Annotated in this window: 20 protein-coding genes, 2 tRNA genes and 1 other RNA gene; 11 read left to right on the top strand and 12 right to left on the bottom strand. The window is 66.0% G+C overall.

Annotated elements, in window-relative coordinates; all coding sequences use genetic code 11:
• Positions 1–164 precede the first annotated feature (164 nt).
• Positions 165–359, top strand: a complete 195-nt coding sequence (locus HMPREF1136_RS05135) for a hypothetical protein (RefSeq protein WP_156791847.1) — start codon at positions 165–167, stop codon at positions 357–359.
• 318 nt (positions 360–677) lie between these two features.
• On the opposite strand, the gene HMPREF1136_RS05130 is transcribed toward HMPREF1136_RS05135, so the two are convergent.
• The 9 genes from HMPREF1136_RS05130 to HMPREF1136_RS05085 all read right to left on the bottom strand — a co-directional run bounded on the left by HMPREF1136_RS05130 (position 678) and on the right by HMPREF1136_RS05085 (position 10,234).
• Positions 678–2,591 (bottom strand): dipeptide ABC transporter ATP-binding protein, encoded by a 1,914-nt coding sequence (locus HMPREF1136_RS05130; protein ID WP_009648261.1) that lies wholly within the window; start codon positions 2,589–2,591, stop codon positions 678–680.
• Positions 2,588–3,559 carry an ABC transporter permease gene (locus HMPREF1136_RS05125; RefSeq protein ID WP_009648258.1) on the bottom strand — a complete coding sequence of 324 codons (972 nt, stop codon included), beginning with the start codon at positions 3,557–3,559 and terminating at the stop codon, positions 2,588–2,590. The genes HMPREF1136_RS05130 and HMPREF1136_RS05125 overlap by 4 nt, the downstream gene beginning before the upstream one ends.
• Positions 3,552–4,478 carry an ABC transporter permease gene (locus HMPREF1136_RS05120; protein WP_009648267.1) on the bottom strand — a complete coding sequence of 309 codons (927 nt, stop codon included), beginning with the start codon at positions 4,476–4,478 and terminating at the stop codon, positions 3,552–3,554. The genes HMPREF1136_RS05125 and HMPREF1136_RS05120 overlap by 8 nt, the downstream gene beginning before the upstream one ends.
• A gap of 312 nt (positions 4,479–4,790) precedes the next feature.
• Positions 4,791–6,380, bottom strand: a complete 1,590-nt coding sequence (locus HMPREF1136_RS05110; RefSeq protein WP_009648257.1) for a peptide ABC transporter substrate-binding protein — start codon at positions 6,378–6,380, stop codon at positions 4,791–4,793.
• 261 nt (positions 6,381–6,641) lie between these two features.
• A complete protein-coding gene (locus HMPREF1136_RS05105; protein WP_009648255.1) occupies positions 6,642–7,559 on the bottom strand; it encodes a glycine betaine ABC transporter substrate-binding protein in 918 nt (305 codons plus the stop codon).
• Complete coding sequence (locus tag HMPREF1136_RS05100) at positions 7,556–8,251, bottom strand: ABC transporter permease (RefSeq protein WP_009648250.1); 696 nt, start codon at positions 8,249–8,251, stop codon at positions 7,556–7,558. Before HMPREF1136_RS05100 ends, HMPREF1136_RS05105 begins: the two co-directional genes overlap by 4 nt.
• Positions 8,248–8,886 carry an ABC transporter permease gene (locus HMPREF1136_RS05095; protein ID WP_009648251.1) on the bottom strand — a complete coding sequence of 213 codons (639 nt, stop codon included), beginning with the start codon at positions 8,884–8,886 and terminating at the stop codon, positions 8,248–8,250. Before HMPREF1136_RS05095 ends, HMPREF1136_RS05100 begins: the two co-directional genes overlap by 4 nt.
• The gene (locus HMPREF1136_RS05090) at positions 8,883–9,770 is read right to left on the bottom strand and encodes an ABC transporter ATP-binding protein (protein ID WP_009648256.1); all 888 of its coding nucleotides are present in this window, start codon (positions 9,768–9,770) and stop codon (positions 8,883–8,885) included. The genes HMPREF1136_RS05095 and HMPREF1136_RS05090 overlap by 4 nt, the downstream gene beginning before the upstream one ends.
• Positions 9,767–10,234 carry a MarR family winged helix-turn-helix transcriptional regulator gene (locus HMPREF1136_RS05085; RefSeq protein WP_009648266.1) on the bottom strand — a complete coding sequence of 156 codons (468 nt, stop codon included), beginning with the start codon at positions 10,232–10,234 and terminating at the stop codon, positions 9,767–9,769. The genes HMPREF1136_RS05090 and HMPREF1136_RS05085 overlap by 4 nt, the downstream gene beginning before the upstream one ends.
• A gap of 142 nt (positions 10,235–10,376) precedes the next feature.
• Between HMPREF1136_RS05085 and HMPREF1136_RS05080 the strand changes: the two genes are divergently transcribed.
• Positions 10,377–11,081, top strand: a complete 705-nt coding sequence (locus tag HMPREF1136_RS05080; protein WP_009648260.1) for an ion transporter — start codon at positions 10,377–10,379, stop codon at positions 11,079–11,081.
• Positions 11,082–11,186: 105 nt separating this feature from the next.
• On the opposite strand, the gene HMPREF1136_RS05075 is transcribed toward HMPREF1136_RS05080, so the two are convergent.
• On the bottom strand, positions 11,187–12,560 hold the full coding sequence (locus HMPREF1136_RS05075; RefSeq protein ID WP_009648252.1) for a uracil-xanthine permease family protein: 1,374 nt from the start codon (positions 12,558–12,560) through the stop codon (positions 11,187–11,189).
• A gap of 158 nt (positions 12,561–12,718) precedes the next feature.
• Between HMPREF1136_RS05075 and HMPREF1136_RS05070 the strand changes: the two genes are divergently transcribed.
• Both HMPREF1136_RS05070 and HMPREF1136_RS05065 read left to right on the top strand, forming a co-directional pair.
• Entirely contained in the window at positions 12,719–13,216 is a 498-nt protein-coding gene (locus HMPREF1136_RS05070) for a hypothetical protein (RefSeq protein ID WP_009648265.1), read from the top strand.
• Between the two features lie 99 nt (positions 13,217–13,315).
• Positions 13,316–13,400 (top strand) — tRNA-Ser (locus tag HMPREF1136_RS05065).
• Between the two features lie 431 nt (positions 13,401–13,831).
• On the opposite strand, the gene HMPREF1136_RS05060 is transcribed toward HMPREF1136_RS05065, so the two are convergent.
• Complete coding sequence (locus tag HMPREF1136_RS05060) at positions 13,832–14,395, bottom strand: YbaK/EbsC family protein (protein WP_009648253.1); 564 nt, start codon at positions 14,393–14,395, stop codon at positions 13,832–13,834.
• Between the two features lie 212 nt (positions 14,396–14,607).
• Here HMPREF1136_RS05060 and ffs point away from each other — a divergent pair.
• Together ffs and HMPREF1136_RS05055 are read left to right on the top strand one after the other, a co-directional pair.
• An RNA gene (gene ffs, locus HMPREF1136_RS10625) (signal recognition particle sRNA small type) lies at positions 14,608–14,703 on the top strand.
• Positions 14,704–14,821: 118 nt separating this feature from the next.
• Positions 14,822–14,894: transfer RNA gene (locus HMPREF1136_RS05055), tRNA-Arg, on the top strand.
• 134 nt (positions 14,895–15,028) lie between these two features.
• Here the strand turns inward: HMPREF1136_RS05055 and gluQRS are convergent.
• Positions 15,029–15,943, bottom strand: a complete 915-nt coding sequence (gluQRS, locus tag HMPREF1136_RS05050) for a tRNA glutamyl-Q(34) synthetase GluQRS (RefSeq protein ID WP_009648249.1) — start codon at positions 15,941–15,943, stop codon at positions 15,029–15,031.
• Positions 15,944–16,024: 81 nt separating this feature from the next.
• Between gluQRS and HMPREF1136_RS05045 the strand changes: the two genes are divergently transcribed.
• The 5 genes from HMPREF1136_RS05045 (at position 16,025) to HMPREF1136_RS05025 (ending at position 19,702) form a co-directional block, all read left to right on the top strand.
• Positions 16,025–16,504 (top strand): fluoride efflux transporter FluC, encoded by a 480-nt coding sequence (locus tag HMPREF1136_RS05045; RefSeq protein WP_034505007.1) that lies wholly within the window; start codon positions 16,025–16,027, stop codon positions 16,502–16,504.
• Positions 16,501–16,872: a fluoride efflux transporter FluC gene (locus tag HMPREF1136_RS05040; protein ID WP_009648254.1), complete on the top strand. Its 372-nt coding sequence runs from the start codon at positions 16,501–16,503 to the stop codon at positions 16,870–16,872. The genes HMPREF1136_RS05045 and HMPREF1136_RS05040 overlap by 4 nt, the downstream gene beginning before the upstream one ends.
• Positions 16,873–17,023: 151 nt before the next feature.
• Positions 17,024–18,046 carry a methionine ABC transporter ATP-binding protein gene (locus HMPREF1136_RS05035; RefSeq protein WP_009648259.1) on the top strand — a complete coding sequence of 341 codons (1,023 nt, stop codon included), beginning with the start codon at positions 17,024–17,026 and terminating at the stop codon, positions 18,044–18,046.
• Complete coding sequence (locus HMPREF1136_RS05030; protein ID WP_009648264.1) at positions 18,043–18,789, top strand: methionine ABC transporter permease; 747 nt, start codon at positions 18,043–18,045, stop codon at positions 18,787–18,789. Before HMPREF1136_RS05035 ends, HMPREF1136_RS05030 begins: the two co-directional genes overlap by 4 nt.
• A 91-nt stretch (positions 18,790–18,880) precedes the next feature.
• Positions 18,881–19,702, top strand: a complete 822-nt coding sequence (locus tag HMPREF1136_RS05025; RefSeq protein ID WP_009648263.1) for a MetQ/NlpA family ABC transporter substrate-binding protein — start codon at positions 18,881–18,883, stop codon at positions 19,700–19,702.
• Positions 19,703–19,769: the final 67 nt, after the last annotated feature.

Genomic DNA, 19,769 nt, shown 5'->3' with positions numbered 1-19,769 from the left:
GCTCGTGGGCGGCGGCGGGGCCTGGATGGGATACGCACAGTAACGACAAACCACACTGGTGTGGATGGGCGCGGGAGGAATTGGTGGGCCTGGCTGTGGCGCTGGTGGGCGGCGGCGGGGCCTGGATGGGATACGCACAGTAACGACAAACCACACTGGTGTGGATGGTGCCGGAGGAATTCGTGGGCCTGGCTGCGGCGCTCGTGAGCGGCGGCGGGGCCTGGATGGGCTTCGAGACGACGCGCCGAGCAACGTCAGCCACCACAGCCCTACTGGTGTGGATGGTGCCGGAGGAATTGGTGGGCCTGGCTGTGGTGCTGGTGGGCGGCGGCGGGGCCTGGATGGGATACGCACAGTAACGACAAACCCCACTGGTGTGGAGGGTGCCGGAGGGCCCGGAGGGCCAGGGCGGGCCTCGAGACGCGGCGCCGAACGCAGTGAGGACGCCAAGTCTCGCGGGCGGCCGGGCTCTCCGGCACCCGGAACACCCGTGGGGCACGCACAGCAGCCCGGAACACCCGTGGGGCACGCACAGCAGCCTGGCCCCGCGGGCACGCACAGCAGCCCGGCCCCACGGGCACGCACAGCAGCCCGGAACACCCGTGGGGCACGCGAGAAACAGCAGGGGCCCGAAGCGCCGCAGCGCCTCGGGCCCCACACTCACGTGCGTCAGTTGCTCACAGGTTGAGCTGGATGTTGCGGCCGGGGACGGCCTCGATCAGCTCACGCGTGTAGTCCTCGACGGGGTTGTTGAACAGTTCGTCGGTGGTGTTGGCCTCGACGAGCTTGCCCTTCTCCATGACGATGACGTCGTCGGCGATCTGGCGGACGACTGCCAGGTCGTGCGTGATGAACAGGTAGGACAGGCCCAGCTGTGCCTGCAGGTCGTTGAGCAGGTACAGGATCTGGTTCTGTACGAGCACGTCGAGCGCGGACACGGCTTCGTCCAGGACGATGACTTCCGGGTTGAGTGTGAGGGCGCGGGCTACGGCTACGCGCTGGCGCTGGCCGCCGGAGAGTTCGTTGGGGTAGCGGCGCATGGCGCTGCGCGGCAGGGCTACCATGTCGAGCAGCTCGGCGGCGCGTTCGATGCGCAGCTTCTTCGGGTTGAGTTCGCGCTTTTCGGCGGCGGTTAGGGTGCGCTTTCCGTCGGAGGCTTCGACGAGCTTCGTCATCCACTCTTCGGGGTCGCGGCCGGTCGCTTGTGCGCGTGCGATCTCCTGCTTGGCGTATGCCAGGGTGCCGTAGCCGTGGATCTTCAGCGGTTCTTCGATCAGGCGGAAGATCGAGTACATCGGGTCCAGGGACCCGTAGGGGTTCTGGAACACGGCTTGGAGGCGGCGACGCAGCTGGAATAGTTCCGTGCGCGTCATCGTCGAGGTGTCCTTGCCGTCGAAGAAGATCTTGCCGGCGGTGGGTTCGAGGAGTTGGAGGATCATGTTCGCGGCGGTCGACTTGCCGGAGCCGGATTCGCCGACGACCGCGAGGGTCGTGCCGCGACGCAGCTCGAAGGACACGTTGTCGACGGCCAGGAAGGTGTCGTTGCCCTTCTTGGCACCACGAATGTCGAATTCCTTGGTGAGGCCTTCGACGCGGATGATTGCTTCTGTGGAGGTCGCGCCCTTGCCGGCACCTGTGAGTTCCTCTTCGGTGACCGAGATGCCCTGCTTGTGGGCGGATTCGATGCGGGCCGAGGCGAGGGAGGGGGCGGCTGAAACGAGGCGCTTCGTGTAGGGGTGCTGCGGGTGCTGGAGGATCTCCAGGGCGGGGCCGGATTCGACGATGCGGCCGCGGTGCATGACGACGAGCTGCTCGGCGCGTTCGGCTGCCAGGCCGAGGTCGTGCGTAATGAACAGTACGGCGGTGCCCATTTCGGCGGTGAGCTTGCCGAGGTGGTCGAGGATGCGGCGCTGGACGGTGACGTCCAGGGCGGAGGTGGGTTCGTCGGCGATCAGCAGCTTGGGGTGCGCGGCCATGCCGATGGCGATGAGGGCGCGCTGGCGCATGCCGCCGGAGAATTCGTGCGGGTACTGCTTGGCGCGGCGTTCGGCGTCGGGCAGGCCGGCTTCCTCGAGGAGCTGGGTGACGCGTTCGCCGACCTCGCTCTTGGGCACGACGTTGTTTGCGAGCAGGGCCTCCTTGACCTGGTAGCCCACGCGGAGCACGGGGTTCAGGTTACTCATGGGGTCCTGGGGGACGAGGCCGATGCCGGATCCGCGCAGCTCCACCCACTGGTTGGTGCTCAGGTTGGTGATGTCCTGGCCGTCGAACTCGATGGTGCCGCCCGCGACCTTGCCGGTGCCGGGCAGTAGGCCGATGACGGCGGCGGCGGTCGTGGACTTGCCGGAGCCGGACTCGCCGACGATGGCGACGGTCTGACCGGGGTAGATGGTCAGGTTCGCGCCGCGCACGGCGGGGACGACGCCGGTTGAGGAGGTGAAGGTGACTTCCAGGTCTGTGATCTTGAGCAGGGGGCGCTCGTCGTCTGGGTGGACGTCGGACGAGGCCGGGGCCGCGCTGGGGGCGACGGCTCGTTCGACGATCTCTTCCATCTCCTTGTCGGAGAGGGCGGGGTTGTTCGTTTCGCTCACTTGCGTGCCTTCGGGTCGAGGGCTTCGCGCACGGCGTCACCCATCATGATGAAGCTGAGGACGGTCAGGGCCAGGGCGACGGCCGGGTAGAAGAGCACCATGGGGGCGTCGCTCAGCTGGTCTTTGGCCGTTGAGATGTCGGCACCCCAGGAGACGATCGTGGGCGGCAGGCCGATGCCCATGAAGGACAGGGAGGCCTCGGACACGATGAAGGTGCCCAGCGCGACGGTCGCGTACACGATGATGGGGGCCATCGAGTTGGGGATGATGTGGCTCATCAGGATGCGTCCGCGCGAGGCGCCGGTGGCGCGTGCGGCGGTGACGAATTCTTCGTTCTTGGCGCTCATGACGGAGCCTCGCGTGATTCGCGCGATGGACGTCCACGCGAAGGTCGACAGGACGATGACGACCATGGCGATGGAGCGGGATTCCTTGAACATCTGCATGAAGACGATGGCTGCGAGGAGCAGCGGGATCGCGAAGAAGACGTCGGTGATACGCGAGAGGACGGCGTCGATCCAGCCGCCGACGTAGCCGGCGATGGCGCCGATCGTACCGCCGATGATGACGACGGCGATTGTGGTGAGCACACCGACGGAGACGGAGGCGCGGGCACCGTAGATGACGCGCGAGTAGATGTCGCAGCCCTGCTTGTCGAAGCCGAAGGGGTGGCTCCACAGTTCGGGGCCGCCGAGGGAACGGGACAGCTCGCAGTAGCGCGGGTCCTGGCTGGTGAACAGCGAGGGGAAGAGCGAGATCATGATGGCCACGAAGATGATGATGGCCGCGAACCAGAAGAGGGGGCGAACGCGCAGTCGCTTCCAGGCCTCGCCCCACATCGAGGAGGGGGCGCCCTCGTCGGGCACTGCGTCGACGGCACCGAGGCCGGTCTCGTCGATGTCGGAGACGTAGTGGTCCTGCCCGGCGCGGGTGCGGGCGATGTTGGCGGAGGGGATGATGTCACTCATAGCGGATCCTCGGGTCGAGCACGGCGTAGAGGAGGTCAACGACAAGGTTGGCCAGGATGTAGACGAGAACGAGCACGGTCGTGATGGACACGACGGTGGGGGCCTCGCCCAGTCGGATGGCCTGCCAGAGCGTGCCGCCGACGCCGTTGATGTTGAAGATGCCCTCGGTGATGATGGCGCCACCCATGAGGGCGCCGAGGTCGCCGCCGAGGAAGGTGGCGACGGGGATGAGGGAGTTGCGCAGGATGTGGCGCGACATGACGGCGCGGTTGGTCAGGCCCTTGGCGCGTGCGGTGCGCACGTAGTCGGCGGAGACGTTCTCGGAGACGGACTGGCGGGTCAGTCGGATGACGTAGGCCAGGGAGACGCCGCCGAGCACCATGGCTGGCATGGTGAGGGATGCGAAGTCGACGGAGACGCTGGCTGTGACTGGTAAGATCCCGAGTTTGATGCCGAGGAGGAACTGTAGGACGAAGCCGAGGACGAAGGTCGGCACCGAGATCAGCAGGAGCGAGAACACGAGGATCGTGGAATCGAACCAGCCGCCGCGGCGCACGCCGGCGATGGTGCCCAGCGTGATACCGAAGATGGATTCGATGGCCAGGGCGTAGATGGCGAGGGCCATCGTGACGGGGAATGCCCGCGCCATGACGTCGATGACGGGCTGCTGGTTGAAGGATTTGCCGAAGTCAAGGGTGAACACGCCCTTGAGGTAGAGCAGATACTGCATCCAGAAAGGTTGGTCGAGGTGGTACTCGGCGCGGATCTTCGCAGCGGCCGCCTCGGTGAGGCCGCGGTCGCCGCCGAGCGCGGCAACGGGGTCACCTGGCATCAGGTAGACCATCGCGAAGATCAGAAAGGTGGCTCCGAAAAAGACCGGGATGGTCTGGAGGAGTCGCCGTCCGATGTAGCGGAGCATGGGCAATCCTTTAGATTCGTGTCGAGGGATGGGCGCGGTGCCGCTCCCGAGCGTACGCCCCGCTGGGGGCGGGGCTGCCTATATCTCCCATCATAGGGTAAAGAATGAGCAAATGAGGTATGGGGTTCGTTATGTGGCCGGTGGATCAGGCGTGTTCCCCCTGCTGGTGGGCGAAAGTGTGGCCCACGATGCGGGCATGTACGAGGCCGGGGCGGGTTGGGTGCGTGGCTCGTCTGTCGGTGGGCTACTTGTTGCGCGAGGGGGCGGGTGGCTTGAGCCACCCGCCCCCTCGAGAGGTCAACTCTTAGGAGTTCACTTCTTCGCGGTCGTCTTGGTGATCTTGTAGGCGATCGGCTGGCCGTGCCAGTCGAAGCTCACATTGTCGACCTTGTTGTTCCATGCGCCGTTGGCGTTGTAGTACCACAGCGGGACGACGGGCAGGTCCTTGAGGAGGAGTTCCTGGGCCTGCTGCATGATGGCGATGCCATCGTCTTCCGTGGGGGCACCGGCGGCCTGGGTGATCAGGTTGTCGAACTCCGTGGAGGAGTAGAAGCCCTTGTTGGAGGCTGCGCCGGTCACGTACAGCGGCTGCAGGAAGTTGTAGATCGACGGGTAGTCGGCCTGCCAGCCCGAGCGGAAGGCTGCGCCGATGGTCTTCTCGTCCTCCTGCTGGAGCATGGTCTTGAAGTCGACGATCGGCTTGCCCTCGGCGCTGATGTTCAGCGTGTTCTTGATGGAGTTCGCGGCAGCGTCCACCCATTCCTTGTGGCCGCCGTCGGAGTTGTAGGCGATCTCGAAGGTGCCGTCCCACGGGGCGATGGCGTCGGCCTGGGCCCACAGTTCCTTCGCCTTGTCGGGGTTGTAGGTCAGGACCTCGGAACCGGGCAGGTTATCGGAGTAGCCCTTGAGGGTGGGGGCGGTGAAGTCCTTGGCGGGGGTGCGGGTCTTCGAGTAGATCTGATCGGTGATCTCGTCACGGTTGATGGCCATGGAGATGGCCTGGCGGCGCAGCTGGCCTTCCTCGCCGGAGAAGTGATCCAGGTACTGCGGGATGGTCAGCGTCATGATGCCGGCGTAGGGCATGTTGACGGAGCGGTCCGCGAAGGTGGTCTGGTAGGAGCCGATGGCCGAGGAGGGCATGGCGTCCAGAACGTCCACGTTGCCGGCCTTGAGGTCGTTGTAGGCGGCGTCCATCGACTGGTAGAACTTGAAGACGACGCCCTCGTTCTGTGCCGGGGTGTCACCGACGTAGTTCTCGTTGGGGACCAGGGTCACCTTGACGTTGTGCTCCCACGCGGTGTCGGAGGCGAGCTTGTAGGGGCCGTTGCCGACCGGCTTCTGGCCGCCGGCCTCGGGGTTGTCGAGGGTCGAGTCGGGCAGCGGCGCGTAGGCGGTGTAGCCGAGGCGGCTGACGAGGTCGTAGCTGGGCTGCTTCAGCTTGATCGTGAAGGTGTAGTCGTCGACGTCCTCGACGCCGGACAGGTCGCCTGCGCCCTCCTCGTCGGTGCCTTCGAAGGAGTCGAAGAAGGAAGCCTGCGTCTGGTTCTGGGAGGTGATGAGCTTCCATGCGCGGGTGAAGTTCTCAGCCTTGACGGGGGTGCCGTCGGAGAACTTGCGGTCCTGGTGGAGCTTGACGGTCCAGAGGGTGTTGTCCTCGTTGGGTTCGATGGACTCGGCGACGTCGAGGACGGGGGTACCGTCAACGTCGTAGCGGACGAGCTGGCTGAACATTGCGGACAGGATCTTGCCGCCGCCGTTTTCGCTGGTCATACCCGGCAGGAGCGGGTTCTGGGGTTCAGAGCCGTTCATGACGACAGCGTTAGCGTTGGTGCCGCCAGAGCAGGCGCTCAGCGCGAGTGCGGCGCCGACGGGAATGGCGAGCCATGCCTTCTTCAGGTTCACGGTTACTTCCTCCTGGTTGATGGACGGGACCGTGGGGCGATGCCCTAGGTCATGGTCTGAGGGTAGCTCGTTGAACGTGGAAGATACCGTGGCTGTCCATCATGTGCGCATTACATTTTGGTTACAAACGTAAAAAGAAGGTCAAATAATGGTGCGAGTCACATAAAAGGGCTGTTTTGTGACCAAATAATCAATCGACGAGGCCGGGGTGAGGAGCGTGATCACCCATCCTCAGCCCCGGCCTCGTCCATAAGAGAGGACTCAGGAGAGCAGGCCCTTGGAGGTCAGCCACTCGCGCGCGATCTGCGAGGCCGACTTCTGATCCTGTGTAGACGCGCGGTTTATCTCGACCAGGTCCGAGGGTTCCAGCGCAGCGCTGACCCGATTGATGACGCTGGCGGCCTTGTCATCCACTCGCGACGAGGCGAGGGGCACGACATGCGAGGCCAGGAACAGGCCCTGCGGGTCCTCAAGGACCGTCAGCGACCCGTCAGCCAGCACCGGATCCGAAGAATAGATGTTTGCCAGCTGAATATCGCCGTCTGTCAGGGCCTTGACGGTGAGCGGGCCGCCCGAGTCCTCAATCGGCGTGAAATTGACCGACACTCCATAGGTCTGCGCGAGTCCCGCCGGGCCGTACGGGCGCGTCTCCAGCTCCGAATTTCCTCCCAAGGTCAGCGGCCCCGCCCCGGCCAGATCCCCGATGGAGGACAGCGAATGCTCCGTCGCGAAGGTCGTGGTCACCACGTAGGAATCCTGATCGGTCGCCGGTGCCTGATCGAGCGCCCGCAGCCCCTGCGGGAGGAGGGTGGTCAGCGCGTCGTAGACCTCGTCCGTCGAACGGGCGGTCGCGTTCTGATCGAAATATTGCAAGAGGTTGCCCGTGTACTCGGGGAACACGTCGATTGTGCCGGCCTCGATCTCGGGCATGTAGACCTCGCGCTGACCGATCCGCATCTGTCGGTCCACCGTATACCCGGCGTTCTCCAGGGCCTGGGCGTAGACCTCGGCGATGATCTCGTTCGAGTAGTAGTCCTGCGAACCCACGACGAGCGTCGTCGAGCCGCTCTTGGAGCCTTCTGCGCTGGCGTTGCCGCTAATCGACTCCGCCGAACCGCAGGCGGCCAGAGCCAGGGTCGAGGCCGCGATGGCAGCCATCGTGATCATTGTGCGTTTCATAGTGACTCCTTGAGTGAGTTCTTCTCTTCGTCAGCGAAAGAATGGGTGCGGGTCCGAAGTCGCCGGGCGATGAGCGCCAGTAGCGCGTCGGTTGCCAGCGCAAGGGCGACCACGACGATCGCGCCACCGATCATCTGCGCGTAATCGCGGGTCTTCAGGCCCGTGTACAGGAAACGGCCCAGGCCGTAGTTCGCCGTGTAGGCCGCCAAGGTGGTCGTCGCGATCACCTGCAGGGTCGCCGAGCGCACGCCCGCCGCGATGAGGCCGACCGCGTGAGGGAACTCCACCTGCGCGAGGATCTGGGGTTCCGTGAGTCCAATCGCTCGCGCCGCATCGACGGTCGGGCGCGGCGTCGAGGCGATCCCTGAATAGGTCGCCGACAGCAGCGGTGGGATCGCCAGCACTAGGAGCGCCAGCGTTGGGGCCGCGAGCCCGATCCCCAACCACAGCCCGGCAAGCGTCAACACGCCGAGGGTGGGGACCGCGCGGGCCGCTCCCGTCGCGCTCACCAGCCACCGGCCCCTGCCCGTGTGGCCGATCACCGTGCCCAGCGGCAGTGCGACGAGGGATGCGAGGACGACGATCAGGAAGGTGAGGCCCAGGTGCTCGGCGCTGCGAGTCAGGATTCCCGACTCTCCCAGCCAATTCGCCGGGGTAGCCAGCCAGCTCAGGGCTTCGAGGAAAATACTCATGCGCGCTCCTGACGGACCCACGGGGTCAGCGCCCAGCCTATCCCCTGCACGGCCGCGTCCACCACGAGCGCCAGGAGAACCGTCGCGACCAAGCCAGCCACGACCTCGGCGGTGATGCCGCGCTGAAAACCATCCGTGAACAGCGTGCCCAGCGAACGCACCCCAATAAAGGCGCCCACCGTCACCAACGACACCGTGGACGTGGCGACCACGCGCGTGCCCGCCACGATCACCGGCGTCGCCAGCGGCAGCTCCACCTCGACGAAACGTCGCGGCAGCGAGTAGCCGCACGCGTTCGCGGCCTGCAGGGTCGCGCGCGGGATCGTGCGGAAGCCCTCGGCCACCTGGCGCACCAACACCGCCACACCGTAGAGGGTGAGTACCGCGATCATGTTCGCGTTTGAACGTAGCGCCACCCCAATGATCACCGGAATAACCACCAGCAGCGGCAACGAGGGCACCGCGTACAGTGCCGACAGCGCCGACAGAACCCATCCGCCGCGGCGCGAAAACGCCGCCCAACGCGCCACCGGCACCGAAAGCGCGACCGAAAGCGCGATCACCGGCAGGGCGATCCACAGGTGGGCGAGCGTGAGTTGCCCGATCAGCGCCCAATTCGAAGACAGCCAGGTCACGAGCGCTCCCGGGCGACGGGCCGGGCGCTCCCGCGCGGCGCGGACGATACGCCCAACGCGGCCGAGGCCTCGTCCCCGTCGCGTGCGAGCGTTCCCACGGGCGTCCCGTCCTCGTCGAGGACCAGACCGCCCGGCCCGGCGACGCGCACCGGGCGCGCCGCGCGCGAGGCCCCCACGAACTTCGCGACGAAAGGCGACGCGGGGGAGGAGAGCAGCTCGGCGGGGGTCCCCACCTGCTCGATGCGCCCGCCCGTCGAAAGAACCGCGACCTGGTCGCCCAGCGTGAACGCCTCATCCACGTCGTGCGTCACGAACAGGATCGTCGTTCCCAGCGCCCGCCGAATCTCCTTCAACTCCCGCTGCAAGTCCGCGCGCACAATCGGGTCCAGCGCGCCGAACGGCTCATCCATCAGCAGGATATCCGCGCGGTTCGCCAGCGCCCTGGCTACGCCCACGCGCTGGCGCTGCCCGCCCGACAGCTGGGATGGGTAGCGATCAGCCATCTCGCGCTCCAGCCCCACCAGCGTCAGGAGCTCGAGTGCGCGCTCGCGGGATTCGGCCTTGCTCACGCCCTCCAGACGTGGAACGGTCGCGATATTGTCTGCGATGCTTCGATGCGGGAACAGGCCACCCTCCTGCAGGACGTAACCGATCGAACGGCGCAGGCGCACCGGGTCCGCGCCCGCCACGTCTTGGTCGCGCACGAACACCGTGCCCGAGGTCGGGGTAACCATCGCGTTCACCATCCGCATGAGCGTCGTCTTGCCGCAGCCCGATGTACCCAGGAACACGGTCGTTGATCCCCGTTCGATGGTCAGGGAGAAGTCCTCGACGGCTCTCGCGCCGCCCGGGTAGGTCTTGGACACGTGGTCGAAGCGAATCACGCGCGGCCCCTGCGTGCTGATGTGACGCGGCGCGCGGGGTTCGAGGCCTCGGCAATGAGGGTGAGGGCTCGGGCGAAACTGTCCCGCTGATTGGGGGACAGGGGAGCGAAGAGGCGTTCCTGTTCGGCAGTGACGATGGTTTCTGCACTCGCGAGGTGGTCGATGCCCGCGTCCGTCACAGTCAGGATGATGGCGCGGCGGTCGTGCTCGCAGGGCGTGCGGTGCAGCAGACCGTCACGATGCAGACGATCCACGAGGCGCGAGGCTGCGCCCAGCGTGATGCCCTGGCTCTCCGCCACCTCCTGGATGCGGCAGGCCCGGGTATCCCGGACCGTGCGCAGGACCAGGAAGCGACCCAGTGACAGCGGGTTTCCGGCCTCCGTGAGAGCGGCCTCGAGCGAGTTCCAGACCCGCAGTTCCGCGCCCACGAGGGCAGTGAACAGGGATGACGTATTCGTTGCCATGTATATGATCCTAGGGGGAAATGATTTCTATGTCTACTTTCTGTCAGGTTGAGGATGTGTCACTCATATGTTCGGCGTGACCGCGGTGGTACAGTGCGTTATGTCGGCAATGGTGCGGGCGCGCGCAGTGAGGAGGTCGCAGGTGCGACAACGGCTCTACAACCTGTTAAACGGCGATGAAGGCCTTGCGATGTGGTGCGGGCGCGTCATGACGGTCCTCATCATCGCCAGCCTCCTGCCCCTGTGCTTCAAAGAATCCAGCCCCATCCTCGAGACAATCGAGTATGGGTGCGTCCTCGTGTTCATCATCGACTACCTGGTCCGATGGGTCACGGCGGACCTGAAGCTCCAAAAAGGCATGCTGTCTTTTGTAATCTACCCGTTCACGCCGATGGCGATCATCGACTTGCTGTCGATCCTGCCCGTCTTCAACGCCCTCAACGACGCGCTACGCACGCTGCGAGTCCTCCGCCTCTTCCGCTCCCTACGGGCCTTCAAGCTCATCCGCTACTCGAAGGGCGCCTCAGCCATCGCCGCCGTTTTCGAGAAACAAAGAGAGGCGCTGCTCGCCGTCCTCTGCCTGGCGATCGGCTACATCCTCGTCAGCGCCCTCGTCATCTTCAATGTCGAGCCGGACACCTTCAACACGTTCTTTGACGCCGTCTACTGGGCTGTCGTCTCCTTGACGACCGTCGGCTACGGCGACCTCTACCCCTCCTCCGACGTGGGGCGCACCATCGCCATGATCTCCTCGCTCATGGGCGTCGCCGTCGTTGCCTTGCCCTCGGGCATTATTACGGCGGGCATGCTCGACGAACTGCGCGGTGGCGGTGGTATGAGCGACTGAGTGTGTGTGGAATTTAGAGGAATAAACGAGGCCGGGACCCGACCCACCCCTCACCGTGCGGTGAGCGAGTGGCTGAGCCCCGGCCTCGTCAATGAAAGCGTCAGATCAGGCGTCAGCCCGCGGCGTGGGGGAGCGGTGGCGCTTCGAATACGCCTCACCCTCCAGCTCCGAACCCGACGGAGCCGACGCAGGCGTCGCCGCCTCCAGGTTCGTGCCGCGCAGCTTCGAGATCAGGCGCATGCCGTGGTAGATCACCAGAGCCGACGCAGTGCCCAGAGCGATGCCCTCGAAGGACATCCCGCCCACGTTCCACGTGAAGTTCGCGATCGCGACGATCAGAGCGACCGCGGCGGTGTTCAGGTTCACAGGGTTGGAGAAGTCCACGCGGTTCTGCACCCAGATGCGAACGCCCAGCATGCCGATCATGCCGTACAGGACCGTGCCGGCACCGCCCAGCACGCCCGGGGGAATCGTCGCAATCAGGGCACCGAACTTCGGCAGCATCGACAGGACCAGGGCAACGGCAGCCGCGATGATGTATGCCGCCGTCGAATACACGCGGGTCGCCGCCATCACGCCGATGTTCTCCGCGTAGGTGGTCGTACCCGAACCGCCGCCACTGCCGGCCAGCATCGTCGAGAGGCCATCCGCCATCAGCGCGCGGCCCGTCAGGTCGTCCATGTTCTCGCCCGTCATCGCGGACACGGACTTCACATGGCCGACATTTTCAGCAACCAGGATGAACACAACCGGCAGGAACAGGCCGAGGGTCGAGACCGAGAAGGCCGGGGTGTGGAACTCGGGGAAGCCAATCCAAGCTGCCTGACCGACGCTCGAGAAGTCGACCTGCCCCTGGAAAATTGCGGCCGCATAGCCGATCAACACGCCGATCAGGATGGAGAGGCGGCCGAGGATCCCCTTAAAGAGAACAGTCACGAGGCAGATCGACACAATCGTCACGACAGCCGTGATCGGTCCCTGCTTCACCCAGTTCCACGCGGCGGGAGCCAGATTCAGGCCGATGAGCGCCACGATCGCGCCCGTCACCACCGGCGGCATCACCGCGTCAATCCAACGCACGCCCGCGAAGTGGACGATCAGGCCGACGAGCGCGAGAGTCGCACCCACGGCGATGATGCCGCCGAGCGCGTAGGAAGAACCCAAGGTCCCCGACACTGCCTGGATCGGCGCAATCAGCGCGAAGGACGACCCCAGGTACGAGGGCAGACGACCCGCCGTAATCAGGAAAAACAGCAGCGTGCCGATCGCGGTGAAAAAAAGCGTTGTTGACGGCGGGAAACCAGTCAACAACGGAACAAGGAACGTCGCACCAAACATTGCAACCACGTGCTGGGCGCCAATGCCAATAGTGCGCGGCCACGACAGTCGCTCACCCGGGAGGACGACGTCACCGGGATTAATGGACGTACCGTTACCGTGAAGCTTCCAACGGAACAGCGAGGTCTTCGTTTCGCTCATAAGCGTACAAATCCGATCAGTTGATGGGCGGGATGGCCGTACCGGTCGGAACAACAGGGTAGCGCGTTCATCTACTGACCTGCGCATTTTGACGCTGAAAACGCGCATGCGCCGACAAAGTGTGGTGGACGCCCCTTTCGTTATGCGATAGTGGACGCATGAGCGCACAGGCACCCTATCCAACCCCCGCCCCCAGCGGCGCGCCTTCGGGGAAGGCAGCCACGGCCTCGTACCCAGCCACGGCCGCGTACCCGGGCGCGACTCCGTATCCCGGCGCTTCATACCCGGCCTCGCCGTTTTCTTCGGACCAGGTCGACCCGTACGCCTACATGTCAGCCACACACGACGCGACCAACGCGGGTACCGCCCCCTTCCCCGGCACCGAATACGTCGACTCGTACGAGGTGTTCGCCGGCGGCGGCTACACATCGCCCAAGCCAATCACCAACCCGCTGGCGCGCACCTCCCTGTGGTTCGCGGTCTTCAGCATCCCCGGGATGGGCATTACGCTCATCATCAGCGTGGTCCTGGCGATCATCGCCCTCATCAGAGCGCAGGAACTCCCCGGGCGGATCGGCACGCGCGAGGCGCTCGCCGCGCTGATTTACGACGCCTTCGTCGTGTTCTTCATACTCACTATGTATGCACTGGCGTAGGTGGCATGCGCGTGACTCGGCGTGCTGTGACGTGCCCCATTGGCTTGGATTGGCGCTGCGGGGTGTTTATTGCTTATGATTGTCCGGCACGATGTGCACGGAGGATTCGCCTAGTGGCCTATGGCGCACGCTTGGAAAGCGTGTTGGGTGCAAGCCCTCGGGGGTTCGAATCCCCCATCCTCCGCCGCTAACCCCGGGACCTGTTGAGGTTCCGGGGTTTTTGTTGCTTGTGGCGCCGTTGGTGTTCCCGGGCGCCTTCGGGCCCGGCCGCCCGCGAGATCGCCACACGCGAGCTTCGCTCGGAGTGGTCGATCTCGAAGCCCGCCCGTGCCCTCCGGACCCTCCGGCGCCCGTCACACCGGCGGCGGTTGTCGTGCTGTGTGCACTGGCCAGGCCCCGCAGGCCTCGCGGCGGCCTCCAATCGGGCGGCGCTTATTGCTGTGAGCGGCCAGGCCTTGCCGCCGCCCGCGGGCACTGCTGCCAGGCCTTGGGGGTTCCCTGGCGGGCGTCAATCGTGCGGCTATCGCCTTGCCGCGCCCCGGCCTCGTCCCCCGTGAAACGCGCGTGAAACGGCGGGGGAGAGCGGAGCGGACCCCAGGCCTCGACCCGACGTGCTTAGACCCCGAGGCCCTCGACGATCTCCGCGCCCGGGAGCGCCGCAAGGACCTCGCCCGTCACGAAGAGCTTCGAACGACGCAGACCCGAGCCGATGCAGCTCCAGCCCGACGCGCACGCCGAATCGATGAGCAGCCGCCATGAACTGGGCACGCCCACCGGCGTAATCCCGCCGTACTCCATGCCCGACGCCTCGACGGCGCGGTCCTGCGGCCAGAAGCTCGCCTTGCGCACGTCGAGGCGCTTCTTCACGACGTGATTGACGTCCGCGTTCGTCGTCGCGCGCACGACGCACGCCGCGATCCGTTCCTCGCCGACGCGCTTGCCCGCCACCAGGATGCAGTTCGACGACAGCGCCAGGTCCATGCCGAACTCGCGGGTCATGACCTCCGTGTCCGCTAGCTCGGGGTCGATCGCGACGACGAGGGCCGACGAGGCTGTGGCAACCCCGCGCTCGGCCAGTGCGGTGAGTGCGCGCGCGACCGGAGGCGCGAGCAGGTCTAGATGATCCAAGGCGGGCACCGGCTGCAGCGAGCCGACGCCGGGAATGATGATGTCGCTCATGCCTCCCAGCGTAAGACGCGCGTCGCAGCCGCGCGGTCAGGGGTCGCTGCGTGAGTCGACGTGACAGCGGGGCTGCGTGAATGCCAGACGGTTGTGCGCTCTTGAATCGGCGGCGTCCTGAGGGGCGGCCGGTTCTGCCATGATGTCGCGCGCTTGTGTGTGTTTGTGGCGGAGCGGCTGCGCGCGGGGGGCGGAAAACGTGTATGCTGGTGGCCGGTCCTCCGCGTGACGGTATCATCCGAACCTCCCCAGGGCAGGAATGCAGCAAGGATAAGGGTGCGCTGCCGGGTGCGCGGAGGATCTCTGTATATGCTGCTCGTTTTCGGTCGGCCACAGGATGCAAAACTAGAGTGTGCTTCAAGCCATATCATTTGATTTTGCATCTCGGCGAGAAGCGTGTAAGCTTATGCTCAGCCAAACGGCAAAGCGCCCGTAGCTCAATGGATAGAGCATCTGATTACGGTTCAGAAGGTTGGGGGTTCGAGTCCCTTCGGGCGCGCAGCGGCCCCCCTCGGTGCGATCCACCGGCGGGGGTTCTGCATTTTAGAAAGCACTCCTGCGGGAGTGCTTTTTCCGTATCCGCCGACCACTGCGGCGACAGTTGTGACCGGTGGGATAGCGCGCTGCGACGCGTCACGCGCTTGGCGGCGTCACGACCCACGGCTCGGTCGGCAAGGAACGCAGCCCCTCAATCCCCAGTGCATCTGCGATATCGGAGGCGCAACGCGCCCCGGGTACTCCCAGGGAAGACCCAATGAAGGCCACGACATCCGCGGTGGACCAGCCCAGGCCTCGTAAATCTGAGAGAGTGACCGCGCCGTCGCGCTTGGCCAGGCGCGCCCCCGAGGGCGCGAGCGCGAGGGGCACGTGCGCGTAGGTCGGCTCGGGAGCGCCCAGCAGGTGCGCGAGCTGGGCCTGCGCGGGTGCCTGAGAGAGCAGGTCGAAGCCGCGCACGACCTGGTCGACCCCCTGGTAGGCGTCGTCGACGACGGCCGCCAGGTTGTACGCGGGCACGCCGTCCGCGCGGCGCACGACGAAGTGGTCGACGGGTCCGGTGTAGGAGCCGTGCAGCTCGTCGAACACAGTCCACTCGGGTGAGGGGGCGGCCAGTCGCAGCGCGGGCTTGCGCCCCAATGCAGCCAGAGCCGCGCGCTTCGCGTCGCGCTCTGATTCGCTCAACGACAGGCACGTCCCCGGGTAGTGGCCGGGCGGCACGTGCGGTGCGGAGGCAGCCTCGCGGATGTCGCGGCGGGTGCAGTAGCACTCGAAGATGAGGCCGCGCGCGCTCAGCGATGCCAGGGCGGCCTCGTGCGCACCGGCCCGAGCCGTCTGGATGAGCGGCTCGCCATCCCAGTCGACGCCGATCGCCTCCAGGTCCTCGATCTGACGCTGAGCGGACCCCGCGCGTTCCCGGTCGATGTCCTCGATACGCAGGACAAAACGCCGCCCGGTCGTGCGCGCCCACGCCCACGCGAGGATCGCGGTGCGCAGGTTGCCCAGGTGGAAGTCGCCCGTGGGGGAGGGCGCGAATCGTCCGGTGTTCGTCATGCGCCCAGTGTACGAGGCCGTGGCCGCCTCCCGGGATCCGCCTCCCCGGGCGGGTAGCTCGACGGGCGTACAGTGGGGGACATGACGAGATTTCGAGTGCCCGACTGGTTGGCGGTCTTCGTGGGCGGGGTCGCTGGGACGGCTGCACGCGCGGGACTGGATGAGGTCGCGAAGGCATCTCCCGTGCGTGGCCTCTTCCTGTCGTGGTCGACGCTGACGGTTAATGTGGTGGGCGCGTTCCTGCTGGGCGCGCTCTCCGCGTGGGTGGCGGGACGCCTGGCGCGCGGCGTGGGCGATCCGGCGTCGCTCAAGACGTGGAAGCTCCTGATCGGCACCGGTTTTGCGGGCGCGTTCACGACGTACGGGACGTACATCGTCGCGTCGGTGGGGTACGCGTCGCTCAATGGAGTTGTCGAGGCCGTCTCTCAGTCCCTTGGTCTCCTCGCCCTGGGCGCAGCTTCCGCGTGGGCGGGTGTACGCGTGGGGGAGTGGCTGTGCGGACCGTCAGCGGCCTCAACGGTCTCCGCGGCATCCGTCAATGACGAGGAGGGCCGAGCATGACGGGAGGGACCTTCCTGGGTGTGGCCCTGGCGGGTGGTGTGGGCGCGTGCGCGCGCTTTGGGCTGGACCGGGGCGTGCAGCGCACCCTGTCGTCGTGGGGTGACCCGGCAGCCGCGAAGCTCGGTATCTTCGTCGTGAACGTGATCGGCTGCTTCCTGGCCGGCGCGGCCACCCAGTTGGTGCCGGGCGCGCTCATGCCCGCTGTGTCCACGGGCTTCCTAGGCGGTTTCACGACGTTTTCGACGGCGCTCCTGGACGCGGTTACCCTGTGGGGGGATGGTTTCCGGGGCCGAGCACTGGCCCTCGCGCTGGGTACGTGGGCGGCCTCGTGGGCGGCGGCCCTCGCGGGCATTGCTTGCGCCGGATAGGGAGTTTTCTGCGTAACTACAGCCACTATGTGGGCCGATCAGTGAGGGTTTAACCACGATACGGAGTTTTGTAACGGCATGCCGTGCGCGCCTGTACAACGCCCCCATATGCTGATTGTGCGGGCCAAACGGCCCAGTAACGGAGAAGCTCATGATTGACCTCACCGGGGTGTCCAAGGTCTACCCCGTGAAAAACGGCGGCCAAGTCGTCGCACTCGATGGGGTGAACCTGCACGTTGACCGCGGCTCGATCCACGGCATCGTCGGTCGATCCGGCGCGGGCAAGTCCACCCTCATCCGGTGTTTGACAGCCCTCGAGAAGCCCACCGAGGGACACATCGTCGTCGACGGCCACGACCTGGCCGCCCTGTCCGGCAAGCCACTGCGCGCCGCACGTCGCCGTATTGGCATGGTGTTCCAGGCCGCGAACCTTCTGGACGCGCGCACCGCCGCCGAGAACATCGGCTACCCCCTCAAGCTGGCGGGCGTCCCCGCTGCACAGCGCCGCGCGCGCGTCGAGGAACTCCTCGCGCTCGTCGGCCTTGAGGGCCGCGGCGACTCCTATCCATCCCAGCTGTCCGGCGGTCAGCGTCAGCGCGTCGGCATCGCCCGCGCCCTGGCCGATGAACCCGCCGTGCTCCTGTGCGACGAGCCGACCAGCGCACTTGACACCGAGTCCACCGCGCAGGTCCTCTCGCTGCTGCGCGAGATCCGCGATGTCGCCGGCGTCACCGTCGTCATCATCACCCACGAGATGTCCGTCGTGCGAGAGATCTGCGACTCCGTGACTCTTCTCGGCCACGGCAAGGTCCTGCAGACAGGCACCCTCGAAGAGGTCGTCGCCGACCCGGGGACCCCGCTTGCTCGCGAGCTGGTTCCCATGCCGCTCGTTGAATCGGAGTCGACCGCCGAGGGTGCTGCCACCCTTGACGGCCACACGAAGAACAGCGTCCTCCTCGACGTCGTCTTCACCTCGCACCCGGGCGTGCCCACGGGTGCGACCGTGCTGCACCTCGCCTCGTCCATGGGCGCGGACGTGACCGCGGGAACCTTCGAATCCCTCGGATCCGTGCAGGTTGGCCGCCTGGCCCTGACCGTCCCCGCCTACCACGCTGACAAGATCATCGCGCAGCTGCGTAAGAACAACGTCCACGCGGAAGTGAGGGACCAATGATCACCGCACATCTCGCGAGTGTAACCGCGCAGGCCGCCGCGCAGGCGCTCGTGCCCACAGGCAAGGGCGACCCGACGTGGTTCGACAACCCGGCACTGACCCAAAAGTTTGTCCCCGCGATCCTTGAAACCCTCATGATGACGGGCCTGTCCACGCTGTTCGCGGTCATCATCGGCACGCTGCTGGGCCTCCTCCTGGTCCAGACCGGCAAGGGCGGCCTGACCCCCAATAAGGGCGTCTACCAGGCCGTGTCCTTCGTCGTCAACATCGTGCGCTCCTTGCCCTTCATCATCGGCATCATCATGCTGATCCCGGTCACGAAGGCGATCGTCGGCAAGTCCACGGGATCGCTGGCCACCGTCGTGCCCCTCGTCATCCTCTCCGCGCCCTTCTTCGCCCGACTCGTGGAGACGAACCTCCTGGCCGTTGACCCCGGCAAAGTCGAGGCCGCCCAGATGATGGGTGCCTCGAACCGCCAGATCCGCTGGGGTGTCCTCATCCGCGAGGCCATGCCCGCCCTCGTCCAGTCGATCACGACTCTGGCGATCACCCTCATCGGCTACTCCGCGATGGCGGGTGCCGTCGGCGGCGGCGGCCTGGGCCAGATGGCCATCAACTACGGCTACAACCGATGGCAGGACGATGTCATGATCTCAACCGTCGTCGCGATCATCGTGATCGTCCAGGTCATCCAGCTGATCGGCGACTTCATCTCGCGTCGTCTCGACCACCGCGCGCGCTGAGAAGCTGAGAAACCGCGGACACCATCTCATCCACCTGAGGCCACCCCGGCCTCGTCCCATCCCATCGAAGAACACAGAAAAGAGAAGCATCATGCGTCATCGCTCTGTCGCGGCCCTCGCGCTGGCGGCCGTTGCCTCCCTGGGCCTGGCGGCCTGTTCCGGCGGCTCCACCTCCTCCACCCCCTCCGACGTCAACACCCTGAAGGTCGGCGCGACCCCCTCGCCGCACGCGAAGATCCTGAACTACATCAACGACAACCTGGCCGCGGATGCGGGTATTAAGCTCGAGGTCGTCGAGTACACCGACTACGTCCAGCCCAATACGGCCCTCAACGACGGCGAACTTGACGCTAACTTCTACCAGACCGTCCCCTACCTGGAGAACGCGGAGAAGCAGGCCGGCTACGACTTCGAGGCGGGCGCGGGCATCCACCTGGAGCCGCTCGGCATCTTCTCCAACAAGCACCAGTCGCTCGACGAGCTACCCGACGGCGGCACGATCGGCATCATCTCGGACACCTCCAACCAGTCGCGTGCGCTCCAGCTCCTGGCCACGCAGGGCCTCGTGTCCATCCCCGAGGGTGACGGCGATGTCAACATCAACACCGTCACCAAGCTGAAGAACTTCGATTTCCGTGAGGTTGAGGGTCCGCAGCTGGTTCGCTCGCTCGATGACTTCGACTACGCGGTCATCAACGGCAACTTCGCCCAGGAGGGCGGCAAGTCCATCTCCTCCGACGCGCTCGTCGTGGAGTCTCCGGTCGATAACCCGGCCGTGAACGTCCTCGTGTGGAAGAACGGGTCGAACAAGGCCGAGGCCATCGCCAAGCTTGAGGAGCTCCTGCACTCTCCCGAGGTCAAGCAGTACATTGAGCAGACCTGGCCCGACGGCTCGGTTATCCCGGCGTTCTGAGAACGAGGCCGGGGCACGCAGCGGTGAGCGTGCGGCGGGTGGACCGTCCAGCGAATACCGCGCGTGG

This window comes from Actinomyces sp. ICM47, assembly GCF_000278725.1.
Taxonomy (GTDB): Bacteria; Actinomycetota; Actinomycetes; order Actinomycetales; family Actinomycetaceae; genus Pauljensenia.
The sequence above is the reverse complement of the archived record's forward strand: the minus strand, read 5'-3'. Positions and strand labels throughout refer to the sequence as shown.